This window comes from Streptomyces achromogenes subsp. achromogenes, assembly GCF_000720835.1.
In the GTDB taxonomy this organism is placed as follows: Bacteria; Actinomycetota; Actinomycetes; order Streptomycetales; family Streptomycetaceae; genus Streptomyces; species Streptomyces achromogenes.
Map to the genome: position 1 here is coordinate 42,870 of NZ_JODT01000010.1, position 21,642 is coordinate 64,511.

The window sequence follows — 21,642 nt, forward strand, 5'->3', positions numbered from 1 at the left end:
CCGCAGGCTCGGCCATCCGCGCGGCCCGGCACAACGACCGACTTCCGGCGGTCCGGGGACGCCCGCCGGGCGCGCGCGTTCGTCCCCGGTACCCGGCGAAAGATTGATAAGCCATAACTTGCGCCCTTTCACCCGCGTTTCATCGGGTGCGGGCAAGTGCCCGCGACCGTATCTGGAAGGACAGGGAACCGATGAAACGGGTTACCCGAAACAGTGTCATCGCCGTCTGCGCCGCCTCGGGCGCGATGGCAGTGGCCGGGCCGGCGCACGCCGACTCCGCCGCGGGCGGTTACGCGGGCGGCTCGCCCGGGCTGATCTCCGGCAACGGCATCCAGTTGCCGGTACACGTTCCGGTGAACGCCTGCGGGAACACCGTGGACGTGGTGGGGCTGCTCAACCCCGCCATGGGCAACCGCTGCGCCAACCAGGGTGACCGGACCGGGGGCAAGGAAGGCGCCGCGACCTCGGGCGGGGCCACCGCCGTGGGCAAGGAGCAGGGCTCTCCCGGGGTGGTCTCCGGCAACGGCCTCCAGCTCCCGGTCGACCTGCCGGCGAACGTCAGCGGCAACACCGTGGACGTGGTGGGGGTGCTCAACCCCGTCTTCGGCAACCAGTCCGTGAACACCTCCGGCCCCCGTCCCGACACCCCCGGCCGGTCCACACCGCCCGCGCCGCAGCCGCCCACGCGGCACACGCCCCCGGCGCACCACCGGCCGCACGAGCCGGCGCACCCCGCGTCCCCGACCCGCCCGGCGCCGCACCCGTCGTCCAGCGTCGTACGGCAGCGCCCGCCCGGCACCCTGGCCCGCACCGGAACGGACGGCACCTGGACGGCCGCCGCCGCGAGCCTGGCGTCGCTGGCGGGCGGAACCGTGCTGTACCGGCGCTTCCGGCCGAGGACCGAGCGCTGATCCCGGCCGCTCCCTCCGCTGCCGGGAGGGAGCGGCCCCCTCGCCGCCGCCACGCCGGATCCGTCCCCGGCGGGTCCCGCCGCACGACCGCGGCCGGGGTGGGCTCAGCGGCGCAGGACGGTTGCGCACGGCGTACAGGCCGGTGACACGGCCGTCGGCGAGGTGCGGGGCGAGGACGGTGTCCGCCCTGCCGTCGAGCCGGAGGACCGGCGCCGGGTGGCCGTTGACCCGGGCCGGCCGCAGCGCCCCCGCGCCGAACCCGCGCAACCCGGCGGCCGGCGGGCGGCGCCGTGGGCGCGGGCCCGGTCACGGGGAGGAGCGTGGTCTCACCAGGTGACCGGCAGGCGCAGCGGGAAGCGGCGGATGGTGCCGGTGTCCCACTCGATGTCGTCGGGGGCCACGGCGAGCCGCAGCGTGGGGAAGCGGGTCAGCAGGCCGGTGACCGCGCTGTCCAGTTCCGCGCGGGCGAGCGGCGCCGCCAGGCAGTGGTGGCCGCCCCAGCCGAACGTCATGTGCGGGCGCACCGGCCGCTCGAGGTCCAGCCGGTGCGGGTCGGGGAAGACCACCGGGTCCCGGTTGGCCGCCAGGTACGACACGTGGACGTAGTCGCCGGCGCTGATGAGGGTGCCCTCGACCTCGGCGTCCTCCAGGGCGATCCGGGGGATGCCCACGCCCTTGCGGAACGGGATGAACCGCAGCAGCTCCTCCAGCGCGCCGGGGAACCGGCCGGGGTCGCGGGCGAGCGCGGCCCGCTGCTCGGGGTGGGTCAGCAGCACGTAGGCGATGTCGCTGATCTGGCAGGTCGCGGTGTCGTTGCCGCTGAGGATGAGCGTCACGGCCAGCACCGCGAGCTCGTCGTCGCTCAGCGGCTTCTCGCCCTCCGGCACCGGGGCCGTGGCCAGCGTGCTGAGCAGGTCCTCGCCCGGCGCCCGCCGCCGCTCGGGGACCAGCCCGGCGAAGTACTCCCGCAGGGACGCCTTGGCCTCGGCAGCGGTCTGCCGGGCGTCGGCGGAGGTGGCCAGCAGCCGCATGGTGCGGTCCCGCAGCTCGTCACGGTCGGCCTCGGGTACGGCGAGCAGCTCGCAGATCGTCAGATGGGGCAGCGGCACGGACAGATGGGTCACCAGGTCGGCGGGCGGGCCCGTCTCGGCCATCGCCGTGAGCAGGCCGGCCACCACCCGGTCCACCGCCGGCCGCATGGCCGCCACCCGGTCGCGGGTGAACGCCTGGGCCGCCACGTGCCGCAGCCGGGTGGCGTGCGGCGGGTCCGTCACGTTGATGGACTCCGGTGACACGATGGGCTCGGGCGTCATCCTCGGGTAGTCGCGCCCGACGATCGCCGCCCGGCTGAACCGGGGGTCGCACGTCACCTGGCGCACGCCGGCGAAGCTGGTCACGAGCCACGCCTCGGCCTCGCCGTAGGGCAGCCGGATCCGGCTGACCGGGCCGCGCCGTGCCAGCGCGTCCAGCTCCGGGTCGAACTCCAGCGCCTCAGCGAAGTCGAAGGGGCATTCGAGCACGGTCGGTTCCTGGAACGACATCACAGCCTCCTTTGTGCGCCGCCGGGCGCGCTCGTGGGTGTCCGGCCGGGCGCGTCCGCCGGTGAGGGCGCCGGTGCTGTCCGGGCCTGGCCCGCTGGGACATCGTTGTCCCAGGCCCCGCCACGCACGCCGGGGAGGCGCCGCCGACCGGGCCCGCGTGGCTCGTGCGGCTTCCCCGGCCGTACGGCTCCGAGGCGCCGCCCCGTCCCTGAGAGAGTCACTTCCCCAATATGCGGGAGGTCGACGGGCTTCGCACGACGGACGCGGGCGGCGCGGAGGGGCGTGGGGGGGCGGCGTTGACGGGTTGCGGTGTGGACGGGTCGCGGGGGCTGGTGCCGGGTGGACGGGGCGCGGGGCCGGTCCGACCGGGCTCAGGCGTCGACCCGGTCCCGTCGGCGCCGCGGGAGGGCGGACCGGCCGGGCGGGGCGGCGCCGCCCCGGGCGGCGGCGCGGGCGGGGCCGTCGGGCATGGTGAAGGCGAAGACCGCCGTGGCCGCCGCGATCGCGGCGAGAGCGAGGAAGGCGTGCTGGTACGCGGCGACGGGCGGGGCCGCGGCGGCGCCCGACGGGGTGCCGAGCACGAGGGCCGTGGTCACCGCCGCCGGCGCGAGCGCGCCACCGGTCTGGCGTACCACGGTGTTCAGCATCGTGGCCTGGGCCAGGTCGGCCCGGTCGACGGTGGCCAGCGAGGCGACCGTCGTAGGGATGAAGAAGCAGCCGATCGCGGCTCCGAACAGGAACATGCAGCCGCGGATCGTCCACAGGCCGGTGTCCGCGTCGCAGCCGGCGAGCAGCACCAGGGTCGCGCTGACCCCGGCCAGTCCCAGGCCGACGATCAGACGCGGACCGACCCGGACGTACAGCGCGCCGGTGATCTGCACGGTCAGCAGGACGCCGAACGCCTCGGGGAAGGTGGTCAGGCCCGACTCCAGCGCCGTACGGCCCTGCGCCTGCTGGAGGAAGAGGGGCCCCAGGTACAGGGCGCCCATGATGGGTATCAGGCCGACCAGGTTGAGCAGATTGGTGTCGCGGAAGAGCCGGTCGGTGAACAGGCGCAGCCGGAGCAGGGGGTGGGCCGTGCGCAGCTCGACGGTGACGGCGGCGGCCAGCAGCACGGCGCCCAGGACCAGGCAGACGACGACGGCGGGGGAGGACCAGCCGCGGTTGGGTCCCTCGCAGACGCCGAACATCACGGTGCCCAGGGCCCCCGCGCTGAGCAGCAGGCCGGGCAGGTCGAACCGGGCGGGCCGGCCGCCGCGGTCGCCGGCCAGGAACAGCGCGCCGAACAGTACGGCCGGAAGCCCGACCGGCAGGTTGACGTAGAACACCCACCGCCAGGACAGGTGGTCCACCAGCAGCCCGCCCAGGACGGGGGCGGCGGCCGGGGCGATCTGCTGCGGAATGATCATGTAGCGGGAGACACGCACCTGTTCGGCGGGGGTGAAGGTGCCGAACAGCAGCGCGGCGGAGGCCGGGAAGAGGACGCCGGCCGACAGCCCCTGCACCGCGCGGTAGGCGACGAGCTGACCGAGCCCGGCCGCCGCCCCGCACAGCAGCGAGGAGCCGAGGAAGCCGGCCAGGGCGACCAGCAGGACGCGTTTGCCGCCGAACCGCTCGACCAGCCAGGCGGAGGCCGGGATGGCCATGGCCAGGCAGACCGGGTAGGCGACGACCACGCCGTCCAGCGCGGCGGTCGTCAGCTGGAACTGACGGGCGATCGAGGGCAGGGCCACGGTGGTGATCGCTCCGTCGACGATCGCGATGAACGTCACGCTGACGCAGACCACGGGGACGACGAGACGCTGACTGAGCGAGGGCAGGGCGAACGGCACGGAGGGACGACGAGGCATATGCTGAGCATACGCACTATGTTGTTGCTCAGCATATGGCTTTGTGGTGCGCCGGGGCACGCGGAGCGGGACTGACGGGCGGTCGGTGGACACGGCAGGGCTCGATGGCCCCGGCCGTGCGGGACAGGAGAGACTGGGCACCATGGCAGTGGCAGTGCACGGCAGCAGCGACATCCTCATCGACGAGCTGTTCGAGACGACCAACCGGCTACGGCAGTTCGTGGAGACGCGGCTGCGGGAGAAGGGGGCGTCGGTGGCCCGGCTGCGTGCCCTGCGCATGCTGGCCAGGGCGCCGGAACCGCTGCGGATGCGGGACCTCGGCGAGATGGCCGGGATCGCCGCCCGCACCACCACCACGATCGTGGACAGCCTGGAGCGCGACGGCCTGGTGGAACGGGTACGACACCCCACGGACCGCCGCGCCTTCCTGCTGCGCCTCACCGAGGACGGGCTGCGCTGCCACCGCGAGGCGGAGGAGACCGACCGCCTCGCCCTCGCCGAGGCCACGGCGACGCTGGACCCGGCCGACCGCGAGCTGCTGCGGGGTCTGCTGGCCCGCATCCGGGAGAACACCGGCTGAGGGTGTCCTCCCGGCGGCGCCGGACGGTCTCGACTCGCCTTCCCGGTAGGGATGCCGGACGTGTCGTCGTGGCCTCGGCGCGGTGATGTCGGCACGGCTTACGGAGTCGTGGGACGCGCCGCCCTCGGGGTGGGGGTCGGCGTGACCGGGTTCGGGACCGCCGGGGTCGGCGCCGGGGACGGGGTTCCGGTCGACGGGTGCGGTGAGCGGGCCGGAGGGGTGGGGGCCGGGTGTCCGTCGCGCGTCGTGAAGAACGCCGGCGTGAGGAAGACCAGCGCGGCGACGGCGGCGAGGGCCATCCCGCCCACCACCGCCCGGCGCACCGGCGTGCGCCGCGACCGCACCCGCCCGGCGGGTGGTGACAGGGGCCGCAGATCGGCCGGACCGACCGCGTGCGCACGCGCGGCCAGGGCGGCCCGCAGCCGCTCCTCGACCGGCGTCGCCCCGCTGCTCGTACCGTACTCGTTCATCGCAGCCCCTCCAGGCGCCGTTCCAGGGCGTCAAGCGCCCTGCTGGCCGTGGACTTGACGGCACCGCGCGACAGGCCGAGCGTCGCCGCGATCTCGGCCTCGGTCAGATGCGACCAGTACCGCAGCACCAGCACCTCCCGCTGCCGCCGGGTCAGCGTGCCCAGCGCCGCCAGCACCTCCCGGTGGTCCTCGTGCAGCAGCACGTCCTCCTCCGGGGCCGGCGCGTGCTCCTCGGGCGCGGGAACGTGCGCCCGTACGGTCCTGCGGCGGCGCAGCACCGAGCGGGCCCCGTTGACGACGCTGGTCCGCAGATACGCCTCCGGGTCGTCCAGCGCGGCGAGCCGGTGGCCGTGCCGCCGGAACAGCGCGGTGAACGCGTCCTGGACGACGTCCTCGGCGGTGGGCAGATCGTCCACCAGCAGCACCGCGAGGCGCACCAGGGACAGCCGGCGGTGGTGGTACAACTCCTCGATGCCCGGCGGGGTCCCGGCCGCGACGGCGCCGGCCGGGGCGCCGGTGCGGGGCGCGGCCGGTGCCGTATCCGCGCGGGTCCGGGCGAGGACGCGGGCGCGTACCCCGCGGGTGAGCCGCCGCGGCCAGGACGCGGAGGGCTTGGGGGTGCCGGCGCGTTCCCAGGGCAGGGCCGTGGCCGGTGGTGTCGCTGTCGTCATGGGTCTCCCGGTGCCGGGTCCCGGTGCGGGGGAGCCGCCGCGCGACGGCTCCGCCGCACCGGGCCTGCCTCAGTACTGCTGCGGAACCGGCGCCGGTGCGGCGTGGCGGTGGTGGTGCGGTACGGGCACCGGGCGGGCCGCCTCCGGGGCCGGGGCCGGGGTCGCCGTGGCCGGGACGGGCGAGGGGGTCGCCGTATCCGCCGGCAGCGGTACCGGGGAGGGGGTCTCCGGGCGGACCGGCGACGGCACCGGGGAGGGGGGTGCGGTGTGGGTCGGTGGTGCGGGTGCCGGGGAGGGGGGTGCGGTGTGCGTCGGCGGGACCGGTGCCGGAGACGGGGTTGCGGGGTGGGGCGGCACCGGTGCCGGGGTGGACGCCTGGTGGTCCGCCGGGGCCGGGGCCGGGGCGGTGGCGCGGTGGTCGTGGGTGGGGGCCGTGGACGAGTGGTCGGCCTTGGCGGGCGCGCTGTCCTGGGCCGCCTGCGCGGTCATGGCGCCGGCGACGGTCAGGGCCGCGCCTACGGCGGAGACCCCCAGGGCGGCGCGCAGCCGGTGCGTACGGTGCGGGCGTGGGACACGGTGTGCGGACATGTGTTCCTTCAGTCGCTCGGGTCGGACATCTGGTCGAAGGGGAGGCCTCCACCCCGACAGACGTCCGACCCCGGGCGAGGTTGCGGGTCACGGCCGACGAAATTCCCCGCCGTGTCCCCCGTGTGCCCGCGTCCCCGTGTGCCCGCGTCCCCGCGCCGCCACCGCCGGCCGGCCGGGGGCGTCTCAGCCCAGCAGCTTCAGCAGTTCCTCGGCGACCGGAGCCGAGGACGCCGGGTTCTGACCGGTGACCAGGTTGCGGTCCACCACCACGTGCGGCGCCCACGGCTCGCTCGCGCGCACGTCGACGCCCGCCTCGGTCAGCCGGTCCTGGAGCAGCCACCTGGCCTGCCCTGCCAGCCCGCCCTGGATCTCCTCCTCGTTGGTGAAGGCCGCCGCGCGGTAACCGGCGAAGGCGTTGGTGCCGTCCGGCCGGACCGCGGCGAGCAGCGCGGCCGGACCGTGGCACACCACGGCCAGCGGCTTGCCCGAGTCCAGGGCCGCGACCAGCAGCCGGCCCGACTCGGCGTCCACGGCCAGGTCCTCCATGGGGCCGTGGCCGCCCGGGTAGAAGACGGCGGCGAAGTCGTCGAGGTCCACCTCCGCGAGCTTCGCCGGCGTCCGCAGCTCGGCCATCTCCTCCAGCGCGCGGGCGAGTTCGTCGGCCTTCTCCTGCCCGCCGTTGACCTCGGCGGCCAGGCTGGCCCGGTCGACCGGCGGCACGACCCCGCCCGGCGTGGCGACGACGATCTCGTGGCCGGCGGCCTTGAGGGCGCGGTAGGGGACCACGGCCTCCTCGGCCCAGAAGCCGGTGGGATGCGCGGTGCCGTCGGCGAGCGTCCAGTGGTCGGCGCCGGTCAGCACGAAAAGAATCTTCGACATGGTGGTTCCCTCCAGAAAGCCGGGATCCCAGGAAACTGGGGTCTGCGACTGCGAACGTAGGCCAGTACAGCCATAGGCATCCAATGAAGGGATCTATGGCCGACATTGGATTCCCTATGGATGCCGGAAGGGGTGTGCGGCCATACTCGGGGCCGTGGAGACCGCTTCCCTCGACCTCAACCTGCTGCGCACCTTCCTCGCGGTGTACCGCTCCGGCTCCTTCACCGGCGCCGCCCGGCTGCTCGGGCTGTCGCAGCCGACGGTGACGACGCAGATGCGGGCGCTGGAGCGGCAGACCGGCCGGGAGCTGTTCGAACGGCTGCCGCGCGGGGTCACCCCCACCCCGGTGGCCGACGAGCTGGCCGCCCGCGTCGCCGCGCCGCTGGACGAGCTGGCCGCCGTCGCGGGACCCGCCCCGGCGGCCGGGAGCAGGGCCGAGCCCGTCCATCTGGCCGGCCCGGCGGAACTGCTGTGCACCACCGTGCTGCCGGCCCTGGCGCCGCTGGTCGCCGACGGCGTACGGCTGCGGGTCGCGACCGGGCTGACCGATCCGCTGCTGGAGGAACTGCGCGCCGGCCGCCACGACCTGGTGATCGCCACCACCCGCCCGCGCGGCCGGACCCTGCACGCCGTGCCGCTCACCGACGAGGAGTTCGTCCTGGTCGCCGCCCCGGTGTGGGCCGACCGGCTGAGGGACCCGCGGCACGCCCGCGACACCGGCGCGCGAGACACCGGCAAGGCGGACCTGAACGCCGGGGGAACGGAAGGCGGGGGAGCGGACGAGGGGCCGGAGGCCGGCGGCTCCGCCGTCCCGGAGCCGGCGGACGGACACCCGGGCGGCTCCTTCGACCCCGCCCTCCTGCACGACGTCCCGCTCGTCACCTACGCCGAGGACCTGCCCATCGCCCGCCGCTACTGGCGGCACGTCTTCGGCCGGCGCCTCACCCGCACCGCCGCCGTGACCGTGCCCGACCTGCGCGGGGTGCTCGCCGCCGTGGCCGCGGGCGCCGGATTCGCCGTGCTGCCCCGGTACCTCTGCCAGGACCTGCTGGAGTCCGGCGCGCTCGTGGCGCTGCTGGAACCGGAGGACCCGCCGATCAACACCGGCTTCCTCGTCCAGCGCCCCGGCGTCTTCGACAACCCGGACGTGACGCGCGTGCGCACCTTCCTGCTGCGGGCGGCGCGCGGTTGGTGACCCGCCGTCGGGCCCCCTCGGCGCCCCCGCCCCATGGTTGGCGGGCCGGGGGCGCCGGGCCGACGATGGAGTCGTGGGGTACGGCCGCCGCCGCAGCGCCGGTGCCGTCCGAGGCCGCCGGGGGACGGAGGCCGGCCCCGGCCGCGGTCAGCGGCCGGAAGGGAGGACACCGTCATGCTGGAAGTGAAGACGGTCGACAAGCCGGACGAACGGCGTGACTTCCCCCGCGGCCACCTCGAAGCGCTGCACCTGACCGGGCTCGACTTCGCCGTCGGCACGTTCGAGCCGGGCTGGCGCTGGTCGGAGTCCGTGGCACCGATCGCGGGCACCGGGAGCTGCATGGTCCACCACAACGGATACGTGGTGCGCGGGCGGCTGCACCTCCGCATGGACGACGGCGGAGAGGGCGAGGTCGGCCCGGGAGACGTGTTCGTGTGCCCGCCCGGCCACGACGCCTGGGTGGTCGGTGACGAGCAGGTCGTGGTCTACGACTTCGCGGGCACCATGGCGAACGAGTACGCGAAGAAGTAGAGGCAAACAAGTACGCGAAGGAGGAGAAGCAAACGAGTACGCGAAGGAGGGGAGGCAGCGGACGCGGTGGGAGGGGAGCGCCGGGACCCGGCCGTCACACCTCGAAGGCCGCCGCCCCCTCCTCTGCGAAGGCCACCGCCGCCGGATGGCCGAAGAGGCCCGGCAGGCCGCCGGTGTGCAGGAAGACCGTCTTCTCGCCCGGGCGGACGTCACCGTCCCGGACGGCCGCGCGCAGGCCGGCCAGGGCCCGGCCCGTGTAGGTCGGGTCCAGGACCAGGCCCTCGGTGCGGGCGGCGAGCCGGAGCGCCTCCGTCACCGGGCCGGTCAGGGCCGCGTACCCGGCGCCCACCTGGTCCGGGCGCACCCGCAGCGCCTGCGGTGCGACCTCCCCGTCCACGAGCGGTGCGGCGAACTCCGCCACCGCGGCGGCCGGGTCGGTCAGCGCTCCTACGTCGACACCGAGCACCGACCCGCTGCCCAGGGCCGCGACCAGCCCCGCCATCGTGCCGCCCGAGCCGAGCGCGACCACCACCGTGCGCAGGCCGGGCACCTGCTCGCGCAGTTCCGCCCCGCAGCCCGCGTAGCCCCTGGCCGCCAGGGTGCTGGAGCCGCCGAACGGGATGAGGGCCGGACGGGCGCCGGCGGCCCGCAGCCGTGCGCAGACCTCGTCGGCCGTCGCGTCCAGCGCGGCCCGGTCCACCTCGCCGGCCCAGGCGAGCCGCGCCCCGAACAGTCCGTCCAGGGCGAGGTTGCCGGAGCGCGAGCCGCCCGGGGAGCCGCGCAGGACGAGGACGACGTCCAGCCCCAGCCGGGCGCCCGCGGCGGCGGTCAGCCGGGCGTGGTTGCTCTGCGGGGCACCGGTCGTCACGAGGGTGTCCGCGCCCTGGGCGAGGGCCGCGCCCACCGTCCACTCCAGTTTGCGGACCTTGTTCCCGCCGCCGCCCAGTCCGGTCAGGTCGTCCCGCTTCACCCACAGGTCGTCCGGTCCCAGCCCGAGCGCGGCGGCCAGCCGGGGCGCCGGTTCGACGGGGGTGGGGAAGGTGCCCAGCGGCACGGGCGGGTGCTGGCTCATCGCGATGTCCTCGGTGCTCGACGCTCGGTGCTTGGTTCTCGGTGCTCGGCGGGCGGGGCGCGCCGCGTCCAGTCGATCACGGGGGGCCGCCCGCCGTCACCCATGTCGGCGGGCGTGCCCCGGGCTCGCCTCACACCGACAGCAACCGGGCGATCAGCGCGCCGAGTTGCCGGGCCGTGCGGCACTCGTGCATCTCCACCAGGGCGGCGTACGCGGGTGCCGCCGAGTCGCCGGTGCCCCAGCGGTCGCGCGGCTCGGGGTTCAGCCAGTGGACGCGCCGGGCCCGCCGGGCGATGTCCCGTACGGCGGGAAGGTTCGGGTCGCTCATGTTCGTCCGGGCGTCACCGAGGACGAACACCGTCGTACGCGGGCCGACCGCGCCGCCGTACCGCTCGGCGAACTCGCCCAGCGCCATGCCGTAGTCGCTGCTGCCGTGCCAGCCGGTGAGCGTGGCCTCGGCGCGGATGCGGGCACCGAGCCCGTCCGGGTCGGCACGGCCGTGGTCGAGCAGACCGGTGACCTCGTCCAGCCGGTTGACGAAGGCGAACACACGGACCTTGGTGAACTCCTCGTGCAGCGCCTGGACGAGCAGCATGGTGAAGTCGGAGAACCCGGACACCGAGCCGGACACGTCGCACAGCAGTACCAGTTCGGGGCGGACCGGGCGGCGCCGACGCAGCACCGGACGCATCGGCACCCCGCCCGTGGACAGCGAGGAGCGCAGGGTGCGGCGCAGGTCGATCGTGCCGCGCGCGGCCCGGCGGCGGCGCGCGGCCAGCCGGGTGGCCAGCTTGCGTGCCAACGGCTGGACGGTCCTGCGCAGTTCGGCGAGCTGGTCCCGGCCGGCGTACAGGAAGTCGACCCGGTCGGCGGTCGGGCGGACGCCCCGCCGGGCGATCTCGTCGCGCCCGCGCCGCTCCGCCACCCGGCGCCGCGCCTCCGCCCCGACCATCCGCCGGAACTCCTCGATGCGGCGCCGGATCTCGTCGTCCAGCAGCCGGTCCGCGACGTCCGCTCCGCCCGCCGCGCTGCCGCCCGGGCCCCGGACACCGGCCCGTACCCGGGCCAGCAGGGTCTGCGGGCGCAGCCGTTCCAGGGTCTGGTACGCCGACCAGCCGTCCGAGCCGGGCGAACTCCCGTACCCGCCCAGCCCGTCGACCGCCTCGGCCGCCAGCCGGGCGAGCAGCGCACGGTCGTCGGCGGCCAGTGCCTCGGCGAGCCGGTCGCGCAGGTCGTCCCGGTTTCCGGAAGCGCTCGGCGGACCGCCGACACCCCGCGGGAAATACAGGTCGAACACCGAGTCGAACACGGCCCGTTGGCCCGGACCGTGCAGCAGTGTCGCGGCCAGGCCCTCGCGCAGCAGCTCCCGGTCCGCCAGGCCCAGCGCCGCCACCGCCCGCGCCGCGTCCACGGTCTCCCCGGTGCCGATCCGCACCCCGTGCGCGCGCAGCGCCCCGACCAGCCCGGTGATCCGGTCGGCGACGGCGGTCACAGCGCGTCCAGGTCCAGCTTGGCCGCCGCCTTCTGGATGTCGTCCTGGTGCTTGAGGATCACCCCGAGGGTGTCCCGTACGACGCTCTCGTCCAGGGTGCCGGCGCCCAGGGCCAGCAGGGTGCGCGCCCAGTCGACGGTCTCCGCGACGGACGGCGCCTTGCGCAGGTCCATCGCGCGCAGTGCCCCGGCGACCCGCACCACCGACTCGGTCAGCGCGGCACCGAGGCCCGGCACCTTCAGCCGTACGATCCGCCGCTCCAGCTCCTCCTCCGGGAACCCGATGTGCAGGAACAGGCAGCGGCGGCGCAGCGCCTCGGACAGTTCCCGGCCGGCGTTGGAGGTGAGGACGACGAACGGGCGGCGGGTGGCGGTGACCGTACCCAGTTCGGGGACCGTGATCTGGAAGTCGCTGAGCACCTCCAGCAGCAGCCCCTCCATCTCGACGTCGGCCTTGTCGGTCTCGTCGATGAGCAGCACCGTCGGCTCGTCACCGCGGATGGCGGTCAGCAACGGGCGGGGGAGCAGGAACTCCTCGCTGAAGATGTCGGTACGGGTCTCGTCCCAGCTCTCGTCGCGGCTCGCGCTGATGCGCAGCAGCTGCTTGGCGTGGTTCCACTCGTACAGGGCCCGGGACTCGTCCACGCCCTCGTAGCACTGGAGCCGCACCAGCCGGGCGCCGGCCACCTGGGCGACGGCCTTGGCCAGTTCCGTCTTGCCGACCCCGGCGGGCCCCTCCACCAGCAGCGGCTTGCCCAGCCGGGCGGCGAGGAACACGGTGGTGGCGACGGCGGGCGAGGCGAGATAACCGGCCTCGGCGAGGCGGACGGAGACGTCGTCGACGGACGTGAACAACGGGCCCTCCGGCGGGTCGGCGGCAGCGGAATCCCTGGAAGCGGGGCCAGGGAAACGTTCCTTGGCCCTATCTAAGCGCTTGTTCAGCCCGCGCGCCACGGTCTGACGGACCACGGCGGTCGCTCACGCCCATGATCGAGGGCCCGCCGCCCCCGCCGTCACCGGCGCCCGCACGCCTCCCCCTCACCGGCCGTACGACCGGCCCGGCCGGGACTGTCAGACCCCTGTGACAAGATCCACCGCATGGATCTCGCCTCCGTGTTCGCCGGTCTCGACGGCATCGCCTGGCCGGAACCGCACCACGCGTACGGACCCGCCGACGACGTCCCCGGGATGCTGCGCGCCCTGGCCGCCGGGGACGAGGAGGCCGCCGCGGAGGCCGAGCAGCAGGTGTGGGACAGCCTCGTCCACCAGGGCACGGTGTACCCGGCCACCGTGCCGGCCGTCTCCTTCCTGGCCCGCCTGGCGGCGGCGGGCGTGCGCACGGCCGACCTGCTCTCCGTGCTGGGCGTCATCGCGGACAGCGCGGACGAGCGCGCCCTGGACCGGCCGGGCGCGGCGCACGCCGCCGTCGTGGCACAGCTGCCCCTGCTGCTGCCCCTGCTCTCGGACGGCACCGCCGAGGTCCGGCAGTGCGCGGCCTGGGCGGTGGCCCAGTGCGGACCGGAGGCGGGCCCGGCCGCCCGGACGGCGTTGCGGCGGCGCTGGGCGGCGGAAAGCGATCCCGTGGTCCGCGCGGACGTGCTGACCGCTTGCGTCCTGGTCGCCCCGGACACGGCCGAGGAGCTGTGCGCGGCGGGCCTGGACCCGGCCGAGCCCGCACCGGTGCGGGTCGCGGCGGTGCTGGCCGGGGTGGAGGCCGGCCGCCCGTGGGACGCGGCCCTTGCCACCACCGTCGCGGCGCTGGCACCGCTGGGGCGGCACACCGAGGGCAGCCAGTGGGAGCGCGAGCCGCTGAGGGACCTCGTCGTCGCCCTGTACGAGCGCGGGGAGGCGGAGGTGGCGACCGAGGTCGCCGTCTCGGCACTGGACCGAGGGGTGGCTGCCGTACGCGCCGGGGCGGACCCCGGCCCGGCGGTCACCGAGGCGACCTGGGCGGCCGAGACGCTCGCCCTGCGCTCACGCCGGGCGCCGGGCCGCCTGCTGCCAGCGATGCTGCCCCTGCTGGACTTCCCGGCCACCGCCGGCACCGTCCTCACCGCGCTGCGCGACTGGTCCGAGCCCGCCCCGGAGGCGGTCCCGGCGCTGGTCCGGCTCGCCGAGGGCACCGGAGGACCGGCCGACGACGCCCTCGCCGCCCTGGTGTCCCTGGGCACGCCCGAGGCCGCGGACCTCCTCGCGCGGTGGCTCGCGGACCGGCCGGACGCCCTGCGCGCGGCCTTCCAGCGGACCCTGCGGCACCCCCCGGCCCCGCTGCCGTGCACGCCGGCGCTGCTCGACGCGGTCCGGGCCCGGCTGGCCGCCGTGACCGCCGGAGGCCCGGCACCGGGCGAGCGCCGGCCGCTGATGGCGGGCGGACTCGTGGCCGTGAACGAACCGGTGTGGCTGGCCGGCCTGCTGGCCGGCTGGGGACCCGCCGCCCGTGCCGCGACACCCGAGCTGGTGGCCGCGCTGCCCCGGCATCCGGTCGCGGTGAGCCGGGCGCTCGCCGCCGTGGCCGACGGCACGGACGCCGCCGCGGTCGCCGCCCTGCGGGCCCGCGCCGGCGCCGGGTCCCCGGCGAACCGCGAGGCGGCCGCGACCGCGCTGCACACCCTCACGGGTGACGCCGGCCCATTGATCGACATCCTGGGAACCGGGCTGGACGCACCGGGCGACGCGCGCGAGCGGTGCGCCCAGGCCGCCGCCGCGCTCGGCGAGCGGGCCCGACCGCTGCTGCCCCGCCTCCTGGCCCTGCTGGCCGAACCGGCCGGCACCCGGACCGGCGCCCCGGCGATCCGGGCGGGGCTGGCGGCGGCCACCGCGGTATGGCAGCTGACCGGCGACGGCGAGCGGGTCCTGCCGATGATCCTGGAGGGACTGGGCCGGGCGACCGAACCGTGGGGAGACCCGATCGCGAACCTCGCGGCCGGGGCGGCCGCGCTCCTCGGGCCCGCCGCCCGCCCCGCCGTCCCCCACCTGTTGCCCCTGCTCGACCGGGCGCGCACGGCCGCGGCCGCCGCGCGTGCGCTGGCGGCCGTGTACCCGGGCAGCGACCGCCCCGCCGGGCTCCCGCTCGCCGAGCTGGCCGACCGCGCTCTCGCGGCCGTGGCGCCGGGCGCGTCCCGGAACCCCGCGTGCGCCGCGGTCGAGGCCCTCGCCGCCCTCGGCCCCGCCGCGTTCACCCCGGCCCTGCGCGAGCGGATACGACTGCTCGCCGAGGGGGACCGCCGCGTCATCGGCTCGGGGCTGCAGACCCAGCTCATCCACGAGGACGAGGAGTTCCGCGCCACCGTGCGGCGCCTGCTCGCCGAGCCGGCCGGCTGACCACCCGGGCGGCGGGCCCACCGCCCCCGTCCGGCCCACCCCAGCGCGCCCCGGCCCTGGCCGCCCGCTGCAATGGACCCGTGACACCGCCGCCCGACGACTGCCTGACGCGCAACGAGTGGATCTGCGGGGTCTATCTGAGCACCCGTCGGCAGATCCTGCTCGACGCGGTCGTCCAGCATCTGCAGCTGACCTCCCTGTCGGTGCTGACCGGCCTCGTCATCGCGGTGCCGCTCGCGGTGCTGGCCCGCCGCCGGCGATGGGCGGCCGGCCCGGTCCTGGCCGTGACGACGATCCTCTACACCATCCCGTCGCTGGCCATGTACTCCCTCCTGCTGCCGCTGTACGGCCTGTCCGCCGCCCTCGTCGTCGCCGGGCTGGCGCTGTACTCGCTCACGGTGCTCGTACGCAACATCCTCGCGGGCCTGCGCGCCGTCCCGGAGGAGACCCGGCAGGCCGCGCGCGGTCTCGGCTACGGCCCCGTCCGCCTGCTCCTCGCCGTGGAGCTGCCGCTCGCCCTGCCCGCCGCGATGGCGGGCCTGCGCATCGCCACCGTCTCGGCGGTCTCCCTGGCCACGGTCGGCGCGATCGTCGGCTACGGCGGCCTCGGCAACCTCATCTACGCGGGCATGAACAGCTACTTCAAGGCCCAGGTGCTCACCGCGTCCGTGCTGTGCGTGCTGATCGCCGTCGCCGCGGACCTGCTCCTGCTGGGCGTGCAGCGGCTGCTCACCCCCTGGACCAGGACGGCCCGGGCGTGAGCACCCTCGCCGCCGCCTGGGACTGGCTCACCGACCCCGCGCACTGGCCGGGCGAGGACGGCATCCGGCACCGGCTGCTGCAGCACCTGGCGCTCACCGCCGTCTGCCTCCTGCTGAGCTGTGCGATCGCCCTGCCCGTCGCGCTGGTCCTCGGCCACCTCGGCAAGGGCGGCGGGCTCGCCGTGAACCTCGCCAACGCCGGCCGGGCCGTGCCCACCTTCGCCGTCCTGGTCCTGCTGCTGCTCACCCCCGTCGGACAATGGGGCGACGGCCCGACCGTGGTCGCCCTGGTGCTGTTCGCCGTGCCGCCGCTGCTCACCAACGCCTACGTCGGCATGCGCGGGGTCGACCGCGGTGTCGTCCAGGCCGCCCGGGGGATGGGGATGACCGGCCGCCAGCTGCTGTTCCACGTGGAACTTCCCCTCGCGCTCCCGCTCCTGCTGAACGGGGTCCGGATCGCCGCGGTCCAGCTCGTCGCCACCGCCACCATCGCCGCGCTCGCGGGCGGCGGCGGCCTCGGCCGGATCATCACGGCCGGTTTCAACCTGGCCAGCACGCCCCAGGTGGTCGCGGGCGCCTTCCTCGTCGCCGCCTTCGCCCTCGCGGTGGAGGCCGTCTTCGAACTCGCCGAGCGCCTGGCGCCGGCCCGGGCCAGGGGCGGCCGGCCATGACAGGCATGGGGACGTCCTTCCCCGCCGCGTTCGCCCGCCTGGCCCTCGTCCTCCTCGCCCTGCTGCCCCTCGGCGCCTGTGCCACAGGCCCCGCCCTGGAGGACCGCGGCCGGGTCACCGCCGCGCCCGGGGACAGCCGCCACCTGACCATCGGCTCGGCCGGCTTCACCGAGAGCGACCTGCTCGCCCAGCTGTACGCCCGGCTGCTCGGCGACGCCGGATACCGGACCTCCATCCTCACGGTCGCCAACCGGGAACTGTACGAACCGGCCCTGGAATCCGGCCGCATCGACGTCGTGCCCGAGTACGCGGCCACCTTCGCCGACTGGCTGAACGCCAAGACGCACGGCGCCGACGCGCGACCCGTCGGCTCACCCGACCTCGGCGCCACGATGAAGGCCCTGCGCGCCCTCGCCACGCCCCGGGGCCTGACCGTCCTCACGCCGGGCCGGGCCGTCGACCAGAACGCCTTCGCGGTGAGCGCCGCCTACGCCCGCCGGCACCGCCTGAAGACCCTCGGCGACCTCGGCGAAAGGAAACTGCCGGTCCGGCTCGCGGCGGGCGACGAATGCGTACGGCGGCCCTACTGCGCCCCGGGCCTGCGGAAGGTGTACGGCATCCACATCACCGGGATCGACCCCAAGGGCGTCGGCACCACCCAGGCCAAACGGGCCGTGCAGCAGGGCCGGGACCAGATGGTGCTGACCACCACCACCGACGCCACCCTCGACTCCTTCGGCCTGGTCCTGCTCGCCGACGACAAGCGGCTGCAGAACGCCGACCACGTCGTCCCGGTCGTCAACCGGGCCCGCGCGGGCGGCGCACGGGTGGCGAAGGCCCTGGACCGGCTGGGCGAGGTGCTCACCACCGCCGACCTCGCCGCGATGAACCGGCAGGTCGACTCCGCGCGCCGGCTGCCCGCCGACGTGGCCCGCGCCTATCTGGAGGACAAGGGCCTGACCGGGTAGGCCGGCTCAGGCGTCCGCCACCGAGTCGAACGGCACCTGCCCCCGTGCCACCCCGCGCGCGTCCGCGTCCACCGAGCGGCGCAGCGCCTCGTGCAGCTTCGCCGGGGTCAGCACGCCGAGGAACCGTGCCCCGTCCAGCACGGCGACCCACCCGGCGTCGTGCTGGAGCATCACCCCGAACGCCTGCTTCAGCGGCGCGCCGACCGGCACCCAGGCGGTCATCCGGTGGGCCCGGTCCCCGACCGTGCCGCCCGCCGCCAGTTCCCCGACGCCGGCCCAGCCGTGCAGCTCACCGTCCGCGTCCAGGACCACCGCCCACCGGGCGCCCTCCCCGAGCAGCCGCTCCCGGGCCCGCGCGGCGGGCTCGTCCGGGCGGGCCACCGGCGGCTGCTCGAGGTCCGCCGGCTCGATCGCGGTGACCGACAGCCGCTTCAGCCCCCGGTCGGCGCCCACGAAGGAGGCGACGTACGGCGTGGCGGGCGCCCCGAGGACCGCGCCGGGAGTGTCGAACTGCTCGATACGGCCCTGCCCGTACACGGCGATGCGGTCACCGAGCCGGACGGCCTCCTCGATGTCGTGCGTGACCAGCAGCACCGTCTTGCGCACCTCGGCCTGCATGCGCAGGAACTCGTCCTGCAACTGCTCGCGCACCACCGGGTCGACCGCGCCGAACGGTTCGTCCATCAGCAGCACCGGCGGATCGGCGGCCAGCGCGCGGGCCACGCCGACCCGCTGCCGCTGCCCGCCGGACAGCTGGTGGGGATAGCGCGGCCCGTACGTCCCCGGGTCCAGGCCCACCAGCTCCAGCAGCTCGGCCGCCCGGGCCCGGGCCCGCGCCCGCTTCCAGCCGAGCAGGGCGGGCACGGTCGCGGTGTTGTCCAGCACCGTGCGGTGCGGGAAGAGGCCCACCTGCTGGATGACGTACCCGATGCGGCGGCGCAGCCGGACCGGGTCGACGCCGGCGATGTCCCGGCCGTCGACGAGGATCCGGCCGCAGGTCGGCTCGATGAGCCGGTTCACCATCATCATGGTCGTCGTCTTGCCGCACCCGGACGGCCCGACGAGCGTCACCAGTTCGCCCTCGGCGACCTCGAAGGAGAGGTCGTCCACGGCCGTCGTACCGTCCGGATACCGCTTGGTGACCTGCTCGAACCGGATCATTCCCCCACGCTACGGCAGCCGGTCCGCCCCCTCATCCCGTCGTGCCCCGACCGGCGGACCCCGCGGGCCGGGGCGTCAGCCGAGCAGGATCACCTCCAGCGTGCGGGGGCCGTGCACGCCCTCCACCCGGTCCAGTTCGATGTCGCTGGTGGCCGACGGGCCCGAGATCCACGTCAAGGGGCGGGCCGCATCGAGGCGTTCGAGGGCCTGCGGGACGGAGGAGACGACCTGGTCCGGGACGCGGACGACACAGATGTGGTGGTCCGGGATCAGCGAGATACGGCGCCGGCCCTGGTCCGGGGAGCCGTCGAGCACGAGGGTGCCGGTCTCCGCGATCGCCACGGCGCAGCCGGTCACCACGCTGTCCACCCGGTCCAGCCGGGCGGCGGTGAGCGCCGCCCGGTCGTGGATCCGCACGGGACCGTCCTCGGCCAGCCACCCGGGCGGCAGGCCCGGTGGGACCAGCACCTCCCGGGAGCCGTGCTCGGCGAGCAGCCGCATGACGAGCGCCGGCAGCTCCCCGGCGCCGGCGCGGTGCACGATCGCCCGGTAGTCCGCCAGGTTCTCCGCCAGCAGGTCCACCGTCTCCCCGGCGGTCCGTTCCCCGTGCGCGCGCAGGTAGTCCCGGGGCACGGCCTCCTCGTACGGCCGCGTCTCGGGGGTCACGTCCGCGAGGGCCCGCCGCACCCGGCCCAGGATCCGCTCCCTGCTGTTCACCTGTCGCCGTCCTTTCCGCCGCGGGTGCGCTGCCACCAGTCCCGGAAGGGCTCCGGGGGCACGGCCGGCAGATCCCGCGCGCCGCTCCACGCCCGGCCCGGACCCGGCAGGGTGCGCGGGTGCAGCCGGCGCGTCCGGGAGGCCAGCCGCTGGCCGACGCGCAGGGCGCCGGGGCGGGCGAACGCCCAGCGTGCCGCCCGCATCGCCGCCCGCTCCGCCGCGTGCCCCTTCGCCGGTTTCAGCAGCACCTTGTTGCCCCGGCGCACGGCCGGACCGCCCTCCACCACCCGCTCCCGCAGGTGCACCAGCACCTCGGGGATGTCGATGGCGACCGGGCACACCTCGTAGCAGGCCCCGCACAGCGACGACGCGTACGGCAGGGAGGCGTCGATCTCGCTTGTCGTGCCCCGCAGCTGGGGGCTGAGGATGGCGCCGATGGGGCCCGGGTAGACCGAGCCGTAGGCGTGCCCGCCCGCCCGCTCGTACACCGGGCACACGTTCAGGCAGGCCGAGCAGCGGATGCAGCGCAGCGCCTGGCGGCCCACGGTGTCGGCGAGGGTGTCGGTGCGGCCGTTGTCGAGCAGCACCAGGTGGAAGGCGCGCGGGCCGTCCTCGTCGGTGGTGCCGGTCCACATGCTGGTGTACGGGTTCATGCGCTCGGCGGTCGAGGAGCGGGGCAGGGTCTGGAGGAACACCTCCAGGTCCCGCCAGGTGGGCACGACCTTCTCGATGCCGACGACCGAGATCAGCGTCTCGGGCAGGGTCAGGCACATCCGGCCGTTGCCCTCGGACTCGACGACCACGAGCGTGCCGGTCTCGGCGACCATGAAGTTGGCGCCGGAGATGCCGACCTTCGCCCGCAGGAACTTCTCCCGCAGGTGCAGCCGGGCCGCCTCGGCCAGGTCGGCGGGCGTGTCCGTCAGGCCCTCGGGCGCCGGCCGGCCCCACTCGCCCATCTCGCGGGCGAAGATGTCCCGGATCTCGCCCCGGTTGCGGTGGATGGCGGGGACCAGGATGTGCGAGGGGCGGTCCTTGCCCAACTGCACGATCAGCTCGGCGAGATCGGTCTCGTAGGCGCGGATGCCCGCCGCCGCGAGGGCCTCGTTCAGCTCGATCTCCTGCGTGGCCATCGACTTGACCTTGACGACCTCCGACTCGCCGGTGGCCCGGACCAGTCCGGTGACGATCCGGTTGGCCTCCTCGGCGTCGGCCGCCCAGTGCACCGTACCGCCGGCCGCGGTGACCGACTCCTCCAACTGCTCCAGGTACCGGTCGAGATGGCGCAGGGTGTGGTCCTTGATCCGGCGGCCCGCCTCGCGCAGCCCGGCCCAGTCGGACAACTCACCGACGGCCCGCTCCCGTTTGGCGCGGATGGTGTGCGTGGCGTGGCGCAGGTTGCCGCGCAGGGTGGGATTGCGGACGGCCTTGCCCGCCGCCTGGGGAAAGGCCGGCATGCCGACGAACGTGCCGCTCATACCGCCGGTTCCTCCTCCGTGCTCGCCAGGATCTCCGCGAGGTGCACCGGCCGCATGCCGCTGCCCAGCCGGCTCATCGTGCCGCCGATGTGCATCAGGCAGGAGTTGTCGGCCGCGCACAGCACCTCGGCGCCCGTCGACTCCGCGTCGCGCACCTTGTCCACGCCCATCGCCGCCGACACCGCGGCGTTCTTCACCGCGAACGTGCCACCGAAGCCGCAGCACTCCGCGGCCCCCGGCAGCTCGGCCAGCTCCAGCCCCTTCACCGCCTCCAGCAGCCGGCGCGGCCGGTCCCCGAGCCCGAGTCCGCGCAGCCCGTGACAGGTCGGGTGGTAGGTGACCTTGTGCGGGTAGTAGGCGCCCACGTCCGTCACCCCGAGCACGTCCACCAGGAACTCGGTCAGCTCGTACGTCTTCGGCACCACCGGCGCCAGCGTCCGGGCGAGGCCGTCGCCGCGCCCCTCGGCCCGGGCCCGTTCGCCCAGCCGCGGATACAGCTCCCGCACCATCGCCCCGCACGAGCCGGACGGGGTCACGATCGCGTCGTAGCCGCGGAAGACCTCGGAGAAGTGCCGGGCCAGCGGCTCGGCCTGATGACGGTAGCCGGTGTTGTAGTGCGCCTGCCCGCAGCAGGTCTGGTCCATCGGGAAGTCGACGTCGACCCCCAGTCTGGTCAGCAGCCTCACCACGGCCCGGCCGGTGTCCGGATACAGCGTGTCGTTGACACAGGTCAGGAACAGGGCGACACGCATCGCGGCTCCTCGGTGTCGGTCGGCGGACGGGGGGAAC

The 21,642-nt window shown here is 75.6% G+C and carries 21 protein-coding genes; 8 read left to right on the forward strand and 13 right to left on the reverse strand.

Annotated features, from left to right (window positions below):
* Nucleotides 1-191: 191 nt before the first annotated feature.
* Nucleotides 192-911 carry a chaplin gene (locus IH25_RS0111835; RefSeq protein ID WP_030607232.1) on the forward strand — a complete coding sequence of 240 codons (720 nt, stop codon included), beginning with the start codon at nt 192-194 and terminating at the stop codon, nt 909-911.
* A 326-nt stretch (nt 912-1,237) separates the two neighbouring features.
* Here IH25_RS0111835 and IH25_RS0111840 read toward each other — a convergent pair whose 3' ends face one another.
* A complete protein-coding gene (locus IH25_RS0111840) occupies nt 1,238-2,452 on the reverse strand; it encodes a cytochrome P450 (protein ID WP_030607237.1) in 1,215 nt (404 codons plus the stop codon).
* A 371-nt stretch (nt 2,453-2,823) separates the two neighbouring features.
* Nucleotides 2,824-4,302, reverse strand: coding sequence for a DHA2 family efflux MFS transporter permease subunit (locus IH25_RS0111845; protein ID WP_051753889.1), 1,479 nt, complete (start codon nt 4,300-4,302; stop codon nt 2,824-2,826).
* A gap of 148 nt (nt 4,303-4,450) precedes the next feature.
* On the opposite strand from IH25_RS0111845, the gene IH25_RS0111850 reads away from it, so the two are divergent.
* Nucleotides 4,451-4,882 carry a MarR family winged helix-turn-helix transcriptional regulator gene (locus tag IH25_RS0111850; protein ID WP_030607244.1) on the forward strand — a complete coding sequence of 144 codons (432 nt, stop codon included), beginning with the start codon at nt 4,451-4,453 and terminating at the stop codon, nt 4,880-4,882.
* Nucleotides 4,883-4,980: 98 nt separating this feature from the next.
* On the opposite strand, the gene IH25_RS42805 is transcribed toward IH25_RS0111850, so the two are convergent.
* The 4 genes from IH25_RS42805 to IH25_RS0111870 all read right to left on the reverse strand — a co-directional run bounded on the left by IH25_RS42805 (nt 4,981) and on the right by IH25_RS0111870 (nt 7,490).
* Nucleotides 4,981-5,352: a hypothetical protein gene (locus tag IH25_RS42805; protein WP_030607248.1), complete on the reverse strand. Its 372-nt coding sequence runs from the start codon at nt 5,350-5,352 to the stop codon at nt 4,981-4,983.
* Complete coding sequence (locus IH25_RS0111860) at nt 5,349-6,023, reverse strand: RNA polymerase sigma factor (protein ID WP_030607251.1); 675 nt, start codon at nt 6,021-6,023, stop codon at nt 5,349-5,351. The genes IH25_RS42805 and IH25_RS0111860 overlap by 4 nt, the downstream gene beginning before the upstream one ends.
* Nucleotides 6,024-6,092: 69 nt before the next feature.
* The gene (locus tag IH25_RS0111865) at nt 6,093-6,611 is read right to left on the reverse strand and encodes a hypothetical protein (protein WP_030607253.1); all 519 of its coding nucleotides are present in this window, start codon (nt 6,609-6,611) and stop codon (nt 6,093-6,095) included.
* Between the two features lie 183 nt (nt 6,612-6,794).
* On the reverse strand, nt 6,795-7,490 hold the full coding sequence (locus tag IH25_RS0111870; protein WP_030607256.1) for a type 1 glutamine amidotransferase domain-containing protein: 696 nt from the start codon (nt 7,488-7,490) through the stop codon (nt 6,795-6,797).
* A gap of 154 nt (nt 7,491-7,644) precedes the next feature.
* Here IH25_RS0111870 and IH25_RS0111875 point away from each other — a divergent pair, with 154 nt between their 5' ends.
* Complete coding sequence (locus IH25_RS0111875; RefSeq protein WP_245172766.1) at nt 7,645-8,685, forward strand: LysR family transcriptional regulator; 1,041 nt, start codon at nt 7,645-7,647, stop codon at nt 8,683-8,685.
* Nucleotides 8,686-8,859: 174 nt separating this feature from the next.
* Nucleotides 8,860-9,216, forward strand: a complete 357-nt coding sequence (locus IH25_RS0111880; protein WP_030607260.1) for a cupin domain-containing protein — start codon at nt 8,860-8,862, stop codon at nt 9,214-9,216.
* Between the two features lie 94 nt (nt 9,217-9,310).
* Here IH25_RS0111880 and IH25_RS0111885 read toward each other — a convergent pair whose 3' ends face one another.
* From IH25_RS0111885 to IH25_RS0111895, 3 genes are all read right to left on the reverse strand, one after another.
* A complete protein-coding gene (locus IH25_RS0111885; protein WP_030607263.1) occupies nt 9,311-10,288 on the reverse strand; it encodes a D-cysteine desulfhydrase family protein in 978 nt (325 codons plus the stop codon).
* 130 nt (nt 10,289-10,418) lie between these two features.
* The gene (locus IH25_RS0111890; RefSeq protein WP_030607265.1) at nt 10,419-11,780 is read right to left on the reverse strand and encodes a VWA domain-containing protein; all 1,362 of its coding nucleotides are present in this window, start codon (nt 11,778-11,780) and stop codon (nt 10,419-10,421) included.
* On the reverse strand, nt 11,777-12,634 hold the full coding sequence (locus IH25_RS0111895; protein WP_030607267.1) for an AAA family ATPase: 858 nt from the start codon (nt 12,632-12,634) through the stop codon (nt 11,777-11,779). The genes IH25_RS0111890 and IH25_RS0111895 overlap by 4 nt, the downstream gene beginning before the upstream one ends.
* A 243-nt stretch (nt 12,635-12,877) precedes the next feature.
* Here IH25_RS0111895 and IH25_RS0111900 point away from each other — a divergent pair, with 243 nt between their 5' ends.
* From IH25_RS0111900 to IH25_RS0111915, 4 genes are all read left to right on the forward strand, one after another.
* The gene (locus IH25_RS0111900) at nt 12,878-15,100 is read left to right on the forward strand and encodes a hypothetical protein (protein ID WP_051753890.1); all 2,223 of its coding nucleotides are present in this window, start codon (nt 12,878-12,880) and stop codon (nt 15,098-15,100) included.
* 80 nt (nt 15,101-15,180) lie between these two features.
* Nucleotides 15,181-15,861 carry an ABC transporter permease gene (locus IH25_RS0111905; RefSeq protein ID WP_030607270.1) on the forward strand — a complete coding sequence of 227 codons (681 nt, stop codon included), beginning with the start codon at nt 15,181-15,183 and terminating at the stop codon, nt 15,859-15,861.
* Nucleotides 15,858-16,532 carry an ABC transporter permease gene (locus tag IH25_RS0111910; protein WP_030607273.1) on the forward strand — a complete coding sequence of 225 codons (675 nt, stop codon included), beginning with the start codon at nt 15,858-15,860 and terminating at the stop codon, nt 16,530-16,532. Before IH25_RS0111905 ends, IH25_RS0111910 begins: the two co-directional genes overlap by 4 nt.
* Nucleotides 16,529-17,500, forward strand: a complete 972-nt coding sequence (locus IH25_RS0111915; RefSeq protein WP_394298427.1) for an ABC transporter substrate-binding protein — start codon at nt 16,529-16,531, stop codon at nt 17,498-17,500. Before IH25_RS0111910 ends, IH25_RS0111915 begins: the two co-directional genes overlap by 4 nt.
* Nucleotides 17,501-17,506: 6 nt before the next feature.
* Here IH25_RS0111915 and IH25_RS0111920 read toward each other — a convergent pair whose 3' ends face one another.
* The 4 genes from IH25_RS0111920 to IH25_RS0111935 form a co-directional block, all read right to left on the reverse strand.
* Nucleotides 17,507-18,661 (reverse strand): betaine/proline/choline family ABC transporter ATP-binding protein, encoded by a 1,155-nt coding sequence (locus IH25_RS0111920; protein ID WP_030607279.1) that lies wholly within the window; start codon nt 18,659-18,661, stop codon nt 17,507-17,509.
* A 75-nt stretch (nt 18,662-18,736) separates the two neighbouring features.
* Nucleotides 18,737-19,378 carry a LutC/YkgG family protein gene (locus IH25_RS0111925; RefSeq protein ID WP_030607283.1) on the reverse strand — a complete coding sequence of 214 codons (642 nt, stop codon included), beginning with the start codon at nt 19,376-19,378 and terminating at the stop codon, nt 18,737-18,739.
* Nucleotides 19,375-20,853: a LutB/LldF family L-lactate oxidation iron-sulfur protein gene (locus IH25_RS0111930; RefSeq protein ID WP_030607285.1), complete on the reverse strand. Its 1,479-nt coding sequence runs from the start codon at nt 20,851-20,853 to the stop codon at nt 19,375-19,377. The genes IH25_RS0111925 and IH25_RS0111930 overlap by 4 nt, the downstream gene beginning before the upstream one ends.
* Nucleotides 20,850-21,605 carry a (Fe-S)-binding protein gene (locus tag IH25_RS0111935; RefSeq protein ID WP_030607288.1) on the reverse strand — a complete coding sequence of 252 codons (756 nt, stop codon included), beginning with the start codon at nt 21,603-21,605 and terminating at the stop codon, nt 20,850-20,852. The genes IH25_RS0111930 and IH25_RS0111935 overlap by 4 nt, the downstream gene beginning before the upstream one ends.
* Between the last annotated feature and the right edge of the window lie 37 nt (nt 21,606-21,642).

Bases quoted from the DNA above. Each gene is read 5' to 3' on its own strand.
- IH25_RS0111835 (WP_030607232.1), top strand. From the start codon at position 192: ATGAAACGGGTTACCCGAAACAGTGTCATCGCCGTCTGCGCCGCCTCG.
- IH25_RS0111840 (WP_030607237.1), bottom strand. From the start codon at position 2,452: ATGTCGTTCCAGGAACCGACCGTGCTCGAATGCCCCTTCGACTTCGCT.
- IH25_RS0111845 (WP_051753889.1), bottom strand. From the start codon at position 4,302: ATGCCTCGTCGTCCCTCCGTGCCGTTCGCCCTGCCCTCGCTCAGTCAG.
- IH25_RS42805 (WP_030607248.1), bottom strand. From the start codon at position 5,352: ATGAACGAGTACGGTACGAGCAGCGGGGCGACGCCGGTCGAGGAGCGG.
- IH25_RS0111860 (WP_030607251.1), bottom strand. From the start codon at position 6,023: ATGACGACAGCGACACCACCGGCCACGGCCCTGCCCTGGGAACGCGCC.
- IH25_RS0111865 (WP_030607253.1), bottom strand. From the start codon at position 6,611: ATGTCCGCACACCGTGTCCCACGCCCGCACCGTACGCACCGGCTGCGC.
- IH25_RS0111870 (WP_030607256.1), bottom strand. From the start codon at position 7,490: ATGTCGAAGATTCTTTTCGTGCTGACCGGCGCCGACCACTGGACGCTC.
- IH25_RS0111880 (WP_030607260.1), top strand. From the start codon at position 8,860: ATGCTGGAAGTGAAGACGGTCGACAAGCCGGACGAACGGCGTGACTTC.
- IH25_RS0111885 (WP_030607263.1), bottom strand. From the start codon at position 10,288: ATGAGCCAGCACCCGCCCGTGCCGCTGGGCACCTTCCCCACCCCCGTC.
- IH25_RS0111900 (WP_051753890.1), top strand. From the start codon at position 12,878: ATGGATCTCGCCTCCGTGTTCGCCGGTCTCGACGGCATCGCCTGGCCG.
- IH25_RS0111915 (WP_394298427.1), top strand. From the start codon at position 16,529: ATGACAGGCATGGGGACGTCCTTCCCCGCCGCGTTCGCCCGCCTGGCC.
- IH25_RS0111920 (WP_030607279.1), bottom strand. From the start codon at position 18,661: ATGATCCGGTTCGAGCAGGTCACCAAGCGGTATCCGGACGGTACGACG.
- IH25_RS0111930 (WP_030607285.1), bottom strand. From the start codon at position 20,853: ATGAGCGGCACGTTCGTCGGCATGCCGGCCTTTCCCCAGGCGGCGGGC.
- IH25_RS0111935 (WP_030607288.1), bottom strand. From the start codon at position 21,605: ATGCGTGTCGCCCTGTTCCTGACCTGTGTCAACGACACGCTGTATCCG.